The following is a 10811-nucleotide window of genomic DNA, read 5'->3' as shown; positions in this document are numbered from 1 at the left end:
ATCTTAATTTTAAATTAACAAAACCATGAAAAAAATTGGACTCTTGGTGTTGAGTTTATGTTTCGCTTTTGGCGCATGTTCAACACAGACTGCCACTACTGTGCAGACAACAGAAAAAGGCACACAGTGGGAATGGAAAAATGGAACAATTGTCGTGCAGACTCCGGAACGTCCTGCCGGACAAAAAAGTGTATTGGGGCTGACTGTTCCTAAGATGGAGGTCGTACGTGTAGGATTCGTCGGCTTGGGTATGCGCGGACCGGGTGCGGTAGCCCGCTTTACTTATATCCCCGGGACACAGATTGTAGCCCTCTGCGATTATGAGCAGGAACGTGCCGAAAGATGCCAGAAGTATCTTGAGAAGGCTTCTCTGCCTAAGGCTGCCGTTTATTCCGGTGCTACGGGGTATGAAGAGCTCTGCAAACGTGATGATATCGACTTGGTTTATATTGCCGCCGATTGGCTTCATCATTTCCCCGTAGCCAAATGCGCTTTGGAGAATGGCAAGCACGTGGCTATTGAGGTACCTTCTGCCATGAACCTGCAGGAGTGCTGGGATCTGATCAACTTGAGTGAGGCAAACCGCAAGCACTGTATGATTCTTGAAAATTGCTGCTATGACTGGTTTGAGATGAATACCTTGAATATGGCTCAGCAGGGAGTTTTCGGTGAGGTTATCCGTGCACAGGGTGCCTACATCCACAACTTGGAGCCTTTCTGGGATTATTATTGGAAGAACGGTGAGGGCGACAAACTGGGCTGGCGTCTGGATTACAACATGAAGCATCGTGGTGATGTGTATGCTACCCACGGCCTTGGCCCTGTGGCACAGGCTCTTGATATCCACCGTGGTGACCGCGTGACCACACTGGTTGCCATGGATACGAAGTCCGTAGTAGGTAAGGCATTGGTAGAAGACCGTACGGATTCAACCTGCAACAACTTCCGTAACGGTGACCACACTACCACTTTATTGCGTACAGCCAACGGTAAGGTGATCGAAATCCAGCATAATGTAATGACTCCGCAACCTTACAACCGTCTGTACCAGCTTACCGGTACCAAAGGTTTTGCCAACAAGTATCCTGTGGAAGGCTATGCATTGGATGCCAAGCAGCTCAGTGCTTCGGGCGTGCAGCCTAAGGTTGACGACTTGAGCTCACACGGTTTCCTTCCTGATGCCGAAATGAAAGCTCTTGTAGAGAAATACCAGCATCCTATCTTGAAGAAATATGGTGAGATGGCTAAGGAAGTCGGTGGCCATGGTGGTATGGACTTTATCATGGACAGCCGTCTGGTATATTGCTTGCAGAACGGTCTTCCTTTGGATATGGATGTTTATGACCTTGCCGAATGGTGCTGTCTGGCAGAGTTGGGTGAACTTTCTATGGATAACGGTTGCGCTGCCGTTGAATTCCCCGACTTTACCCGTGGCGAATGGAATGTGGTAAAGGGCTATAAGCATGCTTATGCTGCTCCTGAAGAGGAAGCTGCCACTGCCAAGAAGGCTGCTGAATTTACAGCTAAGCTGAAAGAGCAGGGAGCTAAGGAATGGGCTGCTGAAAAGAAATAATAACAGGCAGATTTATTTTTAGGGCACGGGTCACGTGAGGGTTACGGATGAATTTTGTTCTCCGTAAATTCCGCGTAACCCGTGCCTCTTTTTGTCTTGTTTTATAAACATCACTATAGAGAGCACAAAATGAAATACCTATTGCAACAATAACTAGTGTGTTATTCAATGTTACTTTATTTCTGACAAATAGGTGGCTAATGAAATTTTTGCTTCTTTGATATCAACTTTATAGCGTATAATATAATCAGAAAAATGATAGACGCTATAAAGGTTGTTGCAATAGTGGCAATGCTTAATCCTTCAGAGAAGAGTTTGAAACAAAGAAATGTTACAAAGAAAATAACAACTTCGACAAAAATATTCTTTTTAATACTCATAATTTTTAAGTTTGATTGATATTAGAAAAAGATTTGTCCAACGGCATTTGCCGCAGAACCTCCAACTCCACCTCCAACGGCTCCTGCCGCCCATCCAGGAACTGTAAGTGTACCCATGGAAACGCTCCCTCCGGCAATAGCCCCTCCAATTCCACCAGAAATAGTTCCTTCAACATCGCTTTGCCACATATTGCTCCAAGAAAATACTCTTGTTTGAATGTGGTCGGAACCTGATAGTTCTTCCCACTTGGAAAGATTCTCAGTCCAATATTCGTATGAACCGTATGCCACAGCGCTGGCAATGTATATAATTTGCCTTTCGTTGTAGTCCAAGTTTTCATCCTTTTCCATTTTCAAAATAATTTTTTCAATATTACTTTGAAATCCACATACGTCAATTTCAGGAGCACTTAATATCATATTTATATACTTCTTTTGTGTATCATTATATTGGCTTAATTTTTCTTCAAAAAGCTCTTGTGTATTTATTCTTGTTGAAGGGTTATGACATTGATAGTAAGACGATATTATAGGAAAACTCACTTGGTTTATTTCTTTAGAATATTGCTTGAAATTCATTGTCTCAGTTATATTTGCAAACTCGGAAATGGAACGGGCCAGGAAATCTTCTGTGATAATACTTCTCAAGTCGGTTTTGCTCCGGGTTTTAAGCTTTTCAGATTGCTCTTTTATAGCATCATAGATATAATCAAGATTCTCATTATGGTATATACCTATAATTTTGTAGGACGGGAAAGCTGTATTCTCTTCTATCCTATTATTCTCTTCATCGGAAGAACATGATGATATTATCAAAGAAAATGTCATTGTCAGCAGGGACAAAAATAAACTAAACTTTTTCATAATGACTATGTTTTAAATGTGTATTTATCAAAAATAATAATAGTTGGTATTCATGAACTTTCATTTACTTAACCATCGTTGATTGTTTGATAATTCAAGTTTCGAAAGTTGCCTTTGAGGCATCAAATCATGTTCCGATTCTATCAATGCTTAACGCAAGAAATATTGTTATTAACAGGTTGCTGTGTTCTCTGTATAAAGAAATATAATCTTCAGACTTGCCACTCTTATTTCTTTCAAAAGTGATATTTGATATCGCAAATATAGACAAGAATTTTTGTAGATTACGTTATCCTAATGTTAGTCTTATGTCAAATTTGCAATTTGTCTTTGTTCTGTTAGAGTTCTGTTTGTGTTACGTTAAACTTACGCTTTGATGTCTCGCTTTCTTCTTTAACAGAGTAGGGGCAGAAATCTAAGTGGTTTCTGTGGATACTTTGGTTTGTACAATGTCTTGCTGCTTCTCATAGTCTTTTTTTTGTTTGTGGGTGCAAAATTAAGAACTTCGTTTGAGGGTTAATGTTAGAGCTATGTTAGTTCTATGTTAAAGTTACGGTATTTAAGGTTCGTTGGTGTGATTAAATAATGAAACAAATACAGTGAAATTGCGCAAGTATCTGCAAGACGATCCCCAAATCGTCGTTAAGACCGTTAGGGGAGTGGGAGTGATGTTGGTGGCGGAGGAATGAGGGTACAGTTATATTGCCAAACTTTTTTTCCGCTTTCTATATTCCTCGATCACATGTTGCCTGCTTTTCAGTATCTGCCACCGATATACCAGACAGGTAGTGATGAAATAAACCCCTGTCTGTATCCATAAAGCCCGGTATTCAAAAGATACTTCATTGAGGGTGGCACCCATGCTGTTGATACGGACGTATCCGTTGATGCCGAATGTAGAGGGAAAAATGTAAGAGAAATATCTCCAGAATGCCGGCATGGCTGAGCCCGGCCAGGAAATTCCGGAAAGGAACAGCAAGGGGACAGAGGTGAACACAAACAGCAGCATGCAGGTCTCACGGTTGCGGATGGCGATGGAAGCTGTCATGGCAAAGAAAATGCAGGCGGCCAGATAGGGCAGGGTGAACAATGTCAATACTCCGGGGATAGCTATCCGGTTGAGGCTGAATAGATATGGAACTACGCATAGGATGTAGACGGCCACCAGGGAATACACCATAAAGTAACTCAGCCCCTTTCCCATGACAATACGTAATGTACCGTTGTAATGGCGGTTGATGGGTACTAAATCCTTGAAACGGTTTTGCTCGCGGGCGGTACCGACAGACAGTCCGATCCCTAACAACAAGGTCTGCTGGATGATCAGCATCAGTACGGCGGGTATCAGGAATGCGGCAAATCCGTTGGTAGGATTGAAGAGGGCGACGTCCTCATATTCTATAGGGTATGCGGTAATCTCATCCTGGCGGTTGGTGGTGTTGCCGGCACGTGCCATCTTGATTTCCGCGTTCATTTCCAATGAAACATTGGTATTGGCAGTCAGCAAGGCCTTGTAGTAAAGCAGGCCGCTCATGTCGCAGAAAAGACTGACTTGTGTCTGCTTGCCACGGGCTATGTCATCGCTGAAATGGGCGGGAACATAAATGATTCCGTATGCTTTCCGGTCTTTCAGCATCAGTTTGGCTTCTTCCATGTCGGCGCAATGGGCTATGATACTTACTTCCGGACCGGCATCTACTTTCCGGAGATATTCACGGCTCAGTGAGGAACGGGAATTATCTACAACTACGGTAGGCACCTCGTGTATTGTTTCGTTGGTGTAGATAAAGGCATATATCAGCGGATAGACCAGCGGGACCAGTACGAAGAATATGAGTACACCCTGGTCACGGAAGGTTGTGCGGAACTCCCGTTTCCAGATATAGAACAAGTCATATATACCTTGTACGACTTTCTGTTTGAACGTCAAGCTTTTCATCACGGTATGTATTTATAGTAAACCAACGCTTCTTTCAACCTGCGGGCTATGAGGAACGGAAGCATCATGAATATAAGCAACGCCACGTAGTTGACCCAGGAATAAATCATGGGATATCCGTTGAGGGCCTGATCTACGTAAATCAGGAAATAGTGGCGCAGCGGAAATAAATTGGCCAATGCCTGCAATACGGGATGCATGCCCATGGCGGGAAATGACAATCCGCACATGGAGAACGAAAGTACGCCCCATAATGATGCAAAACTCAATCCCAGGCGCAGAGTAGGCAGGGTGCCTATCATCAATACGCCCATGCCTTGAGAGGCCAGTACCAGGCAAAGGGTAGCAAGCAACATAGGCAGAATGCCGCTGTTGCAGGGAAAATGCAGATAACCGTACAAATATACGTTATAGAGGATTCCCATCAGAAAGAAGACGGCGGTGTGGGGCAGCAGTTTGCCGCCAAGTGATATCCAGATGGAATTGTTTCCCGTGCGCAGCCATTCGCGGGCGGTCCGGTCCTTGATCTCCACACCGATGGAATAAACGGTGACCATGAAGATAAGCAGCATCAGTACACCGGGCGCAAAAGTGTTGCACAGATACACGGAATAGTTCAGCCAGGGATTGTTGAGCGGATGGGTGTCGATGACAATCGGCTGGAGGAATGCCATAGCCTGGTCTTCGGTAGCACCTTTGGCATACAGGGAAGTACGTGCGGCGGCTCCGGAAGCAAGTTCGCTCATCATCTTCATGTCCTTGAATAATAAGGAACCGGCGATTAGCAGGGTATTGTTGGTATAGAAAGACAGCTTGGGCTGCCGTCCGGCCTGGACCTTGGCGGAAGTGCCTTGGGGGATGTAGTAGAAACCGTAAATTTCTCCCCTCTGCATGGCAGTCCGTGCTTCGCTGATGGTAGGATAGCGGGCGATGACGGCAGTCTGTTCAAAAGCATCCAAGTTGCGGGCCAGTTGCCGGGAGGTGGCGCTCATGTCTTGATCTACTACACCTACGGGCATGTCGGTAGGCAGCCCGGAATCCATTAGCGTGGTGAAAAACAGGTAGCAGAACAACGGTGCCACCACCATGCAGAACAGATAGAGCGGACGGGAGACGAGACGGCGGAATTCACGTCTCATCACATCAAGCAGTAGGCGATATTTGGATTTCATGTCTTGCCGCTATTTCTTCAATATGACGCTCATTCCCGGTCTTAGTCCCTCTGCCTTTTCCAGGGGAGAAGCCTTTACTTCGAAGGTCTTTAAGTCGAACTGGCCGGTCGTTTTGGTAGCTTTCCATGCGGCGTAAGTTCCGAGATCTTTCATGTAATATACTTTGAGGCGGATATTTTTGTCGAGTGCCGGAATAAAAGCCTCGAATTCTGTATTCATACCCAATCCCTGCAGCAGATCTTCACGCACATTGAATGTAACCCACATGTCCTCCAGGATGGCAATGTTCATGATGGGGGCACCTGTTCCTACCAACTCTCCCACTTTCGGGAAAATTTCGGATACCTCACCGGGAGCCTGGGCTATCAGGCAGGTCTCCTTGATATATGATTCAACTTCGGCGACAGCACCTTTGGCGCGTTCCACCAATGCTGCGGCCGCGGCTTTGTCTTCCCGTTCCGCACCGTTCTTTGCCATGTCATACTGAGCCTTGGCTGCTTTTTCTGTGGCTTTGGCCGCATCCCGTTGAGCGGTTATCTCATCCAGTTTCTGCGCGGACATGACACCCTGGTCGTGCAGGTTCCTGATGCGTTTGTAGGACTTTTCCGTAATCTCAAGACCTGCCCGGGCTTTCTGCCACATTTCGTAGGCGGCTTGTATCTGTTCTTGGCGGGCGCCTTTCAGTGCTTTCTCGTTTTGCGCCTGGGCGGCGGCCTCGGCGGCGCGCGCCTGATCCAGCTTGGCCTGTACATCCGGTGCCTCCAGGATGGCCAGTGTGTCTCCTGCCTGTACGCTTTGCCCTTCTTTTACACGAAATTCCAGGATTCGTCCCGGCACTTTGCTGGATACGCGATATTCCGTTACTTCTGCCTGTCCTTGCACAATTTCCGGACCTTTACGCAACAGGAAGAAACCGACAAGGGCCACTACGGCAATGACCCCTGTCAGTGTGAGGAATGCCAGCAGCATGTTACTGTTCTGTGATTTTGCCATTTTACCTTTTTATTTACGATTAGACGATTTACAATTTGGGGTTTGACTGCTCTTTTTACGGTTGAAGATTCTCTTCATCCTCCAACCGTAAATTCCCGGTTGCTTTCTTCAGGTAGATTTCCGTCAGTTTCACATCAATCTGAGCATCTATCTTTTCCGATTGGGCAGATAGCCAGGCCGTATGTGCTTCGAGTACGTTGCTTGCGGGAATCACGCCTTCTTCAAAGCCGAGAGTGGCATATCTGAGATTTTCGTCCGCCTTTTCCAGGTTCTTTTCCGCCATAATCAATTTCTTGGCAGCTTCATTTACTTTGAATGCAGACTGGCTGACCTGTAATTCTATCTTTTCCTTGGCGTCATCCAGTTGGTATCGGGCAATGCGGGCCTCGGACTTGGCGGCCTTTACTTTGTAGATACCCTCGCCCCAATGCCAGATGGGAACAGATACCATTACGCCGACATTCCACATGCCTTTGAATTTCTTCTCAAAACTATTGAATACCGAAGGGTTGGTCGCCATGTAACTGCCCATCAAGGCTACGGACGGAAGATATTCCGCACGGACTACATTTACTTTCTGTTTGTAGATTTGTGCGGCAAGTTCCAGACTGCGTACTTCCGGACGGGTGGCATATACGGCATCGATGTCGATATTCTCCGCAGGAACTATGCCGGGGGACAGGTCTTTTTCCTGTTCGTCCTTTAAAGTGATAGGGGAACTGAGTTCCAGCCCGCATAGTTGGCATAACAGCATTTTGGCAAGGCTCAAACCGTCGTTCACTTTGGTCAAGGTCATTTCCGCCTCGTTTACTTTTACTTTGATGGATAGCCCGTCTGCCTTTGTGGCGACTCCTTCGGCGATCATCTTGCCGATGTCACTGTCCAACTTTTGCAGAAGTTCCAGATAGCCTTCCGCTAATTTCTTTTTGTTGGCAAGGGACACTACTTGCCAATACGCCTGGTCTGTACTCAAGATAACTTCCTGCATGCCGCTCTTATGTTGCTGGCGTGCCAGCTCTTCGGCGTATCCGGTGATTTTATTGTAGGCACGTATCTTGCCGCCCATATAGAGGGGCTGTGTCAATGTAAGGGCTCCTGCATACATGTTGCGGGTATCTGTGCGGAAAGCATCGGCCAATGACTGTCCTGCTCCGTTGAGCGCTCCTACCAGACTCTGTCCCAAGGCCGGGAGTTGTCCTGCTATCTCGGGATGCAGCTGGGCTATAACTTGGGCGGCTTGTTGCAACGGTGCGCTGAGACTGGTGCCAAGACCGGACAAGGCTCCTTTCTGTGCGTCGCTCAATATGGACAATTCCTTTTGGCTGCGCATATAGCCGCCGTTTGCCGAAATATTGGGAAGATAACTCGTGAACGCCGCTTTTTTCTGATAGCGGGCAGCGTTGATTTTTTCCTGGCTAATCAGCAGTTCTTTGTTGTTGGAAATAGCTAATGTACGGCAACTATCCAAACTCAATGCTTCCTGTGCGGCCATAGGGAGGGCCAGACAAGACAACCAGATGAAACAGAAGAACTTTCTCATTGGGTATATACATTAATTATAGTAACATATCACTTGTTTATAGAACAACAATAATTGCATAAACAACGATGCAAATGTATTGGCTTTCCACGATACCGCAAAATAATTTAACCTGTTTTTTGAATATAATAAATGCCAAACGCTATACCGGTACTTGACAAGCGGGTCCGGTATAGCGTTTGGTTATGAGGTTGGAATGTGTCGGGGCGGGAATCTTTCCGGCGATTTAGTTCAGCGTGAATGACTGCGACCCGATCAGTGTGCCGTCTGCGAAGATATCTACACGGTAAGTGCCTGCATAGAGATACTCTTCTACATCCCAATACACGGTAACGGCCTGTTCTTCTCCGTTATATTCTATATATTTCTTGATGGAATATGCCAGGTCACGGTTTTCGTATGAGAAGGTATTGGAAGGACTCTTGGTCAGGACGTCGTTGTCCGGTTTGGTGATGCGGACGTAAAGGGTACGTTCACCGGTTTCGGCCGTGATGTTCTTGACGATGGTGAAATTGATCTTGAATTTCACTACGTCCTTCACCTTCTTGGCAACTTTACCACGTTTGTTGGCAGGCTGTATGGAGATGTTGGTAGCGTCCAGTTGTGCGGCGAGCGTTACGGTCTTGGTCAGGTTTTTCTTCTCCTCGGCGAGGTTGCTGATTTGCCGGGAAGCGGCATTGTATTTTTGGGTTACGTCGGCAATAACCTCTTTCTGGTAAGCGGTAAGGCGGTTCAGGGAATCAATCTGGTTGATGTAGCCTATCATGACTTTACGCAGCGATGCCAGTTCCTTCTTCAAACGGCGTATCTCGGTAGCATTGCTGGATTTTACGGTACGCAACTCTTCCAGCAGGCGCTGAGTCTTCAACTGTTCCTGTTCCAGCAATACGGACAGGGAATCATTGGAAACGGTCAGCTTCAATTCGTCATATTGTTTTGCGAAATCGGTGTACTGGTTTTCAAGGTCCTCCTTTTCCAGCTGGAATTCCTGGACAAGCTCATTGTTTGTCCTCTTCTCTGAAATCAGCAGGACGGTGACCCCTATCAACAATAAAATCAGCAGGGTGCCTGCTGCAATGAGAAGTGTATTTTTTTTAGTTGCCATCTTTTTGATTTTTAGAATTATGATTTTTGAAAGATTAAATGCCGACAGTCAATTCATTAAGTCTATTCTGCCGCAAAAATAAGCATTAATCGTTAATTGGACCTCTTCGTTTACATTAATTTTTGTAATTAAGTGCGGAGTTGCGTCTTTTGCAATATTGAGTTGTTCTCTTATTTAACTAAAATTATTATGGAAATATTTCTTTAATAACGAAGTTCGCTGTACTTTTGCATCATCTTTAAAGAACACTTATAAACAAAAAACTTTAAGAATTATGTCAAAAGTAACCGTAGTAGGTGCAGGTAACGTAGGTGCTACATGCGCTAATGTGTTGGCCTTTAATGAGGTGGCTGACGAAGTGGTAATGCTGGACGTGAAAGAAGGCGTTTCAGAAGGTAAGGCAATGGATATGATGCAGACTGCTCAGTTGCTGGGCTTCGACACCACTGTTGTTGGTTGTACTAACGATTATGAAAAGACTGCAAACTCCGACGTTGTGGTTATCACTTCCGGTATTCCCCGTAAGCCGGGTATGACTCGTGAAGAGTTGATCGGTGTAAATGCAGGTATCGTCAAGTCGGTTGCACAGAACATCTTGAAATACTCTCCGAATGCCATCCTTGTGGTTATCTCCAACCCGATGGATACCATGACTTATCTGTCATTGAAGTCTTTGGGCTTGCCGAAGAACCGTATCATCGGTATGGGCGGCGCTCTGGACAGCTCTCGTTTCAAATATTTCCTGTCTCAGGCTTTGGGTTGCAACGCCAATGAAGTGGAAGGCATGGTTATCGGCGGTCACGGTGATACTACCATGATTCCTTTGGCTCGTCTGGCTACTTACAAAGGACAGCCGGTAAGCACATTGCTGAGCGAAGAAAAACTGAATGAAGTGGTGGCTTCCACTATGGTAGGCGGTGCTACACTGACTAAGTTGCTGGGCACTTCCGCATGGTATGCTCCGGGTGCGGCAGGCGCCTACGTGGTTGAGTCCATCATCCACAACCAGAAGAAGATGATTCCTTGCTCGGTATATCTGGAAGGAGAATACGGTGAATCAGATATCTGCATCGGCGTTCCCGTAATCCTTGGCAAGAACGGTATCGAGAAAATCGTTGAACTGGAGCTGACTGAAGACGAAAAGGCTAAGTTCGCCGCCAGCGCTGCTGCTGTGCACAAGACTAACGCTGCTTTGAAGGAAGTAGGTGCTCTCTGATTGAGGGTGGCTTAATTAAGAATAAGTAA

8 protein-coding genes are annotated in these 10811 nt (G+C 46.0%); 2 read left to right on the top strand and 6 right to left on the bottom strand.

Annotation, left to right across the window (positions count from 1 at the left end; translation table 11 throughout):
• Positions 1–25 precede the first annotated feature (25 nt).
• A complete protein-coding gene (locus HMPREF9446_RS11110) occupies positions 26–1573 on the top strand; it encodes a Gfo/Idh/MocA family protein (RefSeq protein WP_009125751.1) in 1548 nt (515 codons plus the stop codon).
• Between the two features lie 401 nt (positions 1574–1974).
• On the opposite strand, the gene HMPREF9446_RS18980 is transcribed toward HMPREF9446_RS11110, so the two are convergent.
• From HMPREF9446_RS18980 to HMPREF9446_RS11075, 6 genes are all read right to left on the bottom strand, one after another.
• Positions 1975–2817, bottom strand: a complete 843-nt coding sequence (locus HMPREF9446_RS18980; RefSeq protein ID WP_009125749.1) for a hypothetical protein — start codon at positions 2815–2817, stop codon at positions 1975–1977.
• Positions 2818–3514: 697 nt separating this feature from the next.
• Positions 3515–4756, bottom strand: a complete 1242-nt coding sequence (locus tag HMPREF9446_RS11095; RefSeq protein WP_009125748.1) for an ABC transporter permease — start codon at positions 4754–4756, stop codon at positions 3515–3517.
• A complete protein-coding gene (locus HMPREF9446_RS11090) occupies positions 4756–5928 on the bottom strand; it encodes an ABC transporter permease (protein ID WP_039969134.1) in 1173 nt (390 codons plus the stop codon). Before HMPREF9446_RS11090 ends, HMPREF9446_RS11095 begins: the two co-directional genes overlap by 1 nt.
• A gap of 9 nt (positions 5929–5937) precedes the next feature.
• The gene (locus tag HMPREF9446_RS11085; protein ID WP_009125746.1) at positions 5938–6921 is read right to left on the bottom strand and encodes an HlyD family secretion protein; all 984 of its coding nucleotides are present in this window, start codon (positions 6919–6921) and stop codon (positions 5938–5940) included.
• A gap of 55 nt (positions 6922–6976) precedes the next feature.
• Positions 6977–8461 (bottom strand): TolC family protein, encoded by a 1485-nt coding sequence (locus HMPREF9446_RS11080; RefSeq protein ID WP_039969133.1) that lies wholly within the window; start codon positions 8459–8461, stop codon positions 6977–6979.
• A gap of 226 nt (positions 8462–8687) precedes the next feature.
• Positions 8688–9566, bottom strand: a complete 879-nt coding sequence (locus tag HMPREF9446_RS11075) for a hypothetical protein (protein WP_009125744.1) — start codon at positions 9564–9566, stop codon at positions 8688–8690.
• Between the two features lie 274 nt (positions 9567–9840).
• On the opposite strand from HMPREF9446_RS11075, the gene mdh reads away from it, so the two are divergent.
• A complete protein-coding gene (gene mdh / locus HMPREF9446_RS11070; protein WP_009125743.1) occupies positions 9841–10782 on the top strand; it encodes a malate dehydrogenase in 942 nt (313 codons plus the stop codon).
• Positions 10783–10811 lie beyond the last annotated feature (29 nt).

Source organism: Bacteroides fluxus YIT 12057, from assembly GCF_000195635.1.
GTDB lineage: Bacteria > Bacteroidota > Bacteroidia > Bacteroidales > Bacteroidaceae > Bacteroides > Bacteroides fluxus.
The sequence above is the reverse complement of the archived record's forward strand: the minus strand, read 5'-3'. Positions and strand labels throughout refer to the sequence as shown.

Excerpts from the sequence above, each read along its gene's own strand:
- HMPREF9446_RS18980 (WP_009125749.1), bottom strand. The coding sequence starts at position 2,817 with ATGAAAAAGTTTAGTTTATTTTTGTCCCTGCTGACAATGACATTTTCT.
- HMPREF9446_RS11110 (WP_009125751.1), top strand. The coding sequence starts at position 26 with ATGAAAAAAATTGGACTCTTGGTGTTGAGTTTATGTTTCGCTTTTGGC.
- HMPREF9446_RS11075 (WP_009125744.1), bottom strand. The coding sequence starts at position 9,566 with ATGGCAACTAAAAAAAATACACTTCTCATTGCAGCAGGCACCCTGCTG.
- HMPREF9446_RS11080 (WP_039969133.1), bottom strand. The coding sequence starts at position 8,461 with ATGAGAAAGTTCTTCTGTTTCATCTGGTTGTCTTGTCTGGCCCTCCCT.
- HMPREF9446_RS11095 (WP_009125748.1), bottom strand. The coding sequence starts at position 4,756 with ATGAAAAGCTTGACGTTCAAACAGAAAGTCGTACAAGGTATATATGAC.
- HMPREF9446_RS11085 (WP_009125746.1), bottom strand. The coding sequence starts at position 6,921 with ATGGCAAAATCACAGAACAGTAACATGCTGCTGGCATTCCTCACACTG.
- HMPREF9446_RS11090 (WP_039969134.1), bottom strand. The coding sequence starts at position 5,928 with ATGAAATCCAAATATCGCCTACTGCTTGATGTGATGAGACGTGAATTC.
- mdh (WP_009125743.1), top strand. The coding sequence starts at position 9,841 with ATGTCAAAAGTAACCGTAGTAGGTGCAGGTAACGTAGGTGCTACATGC.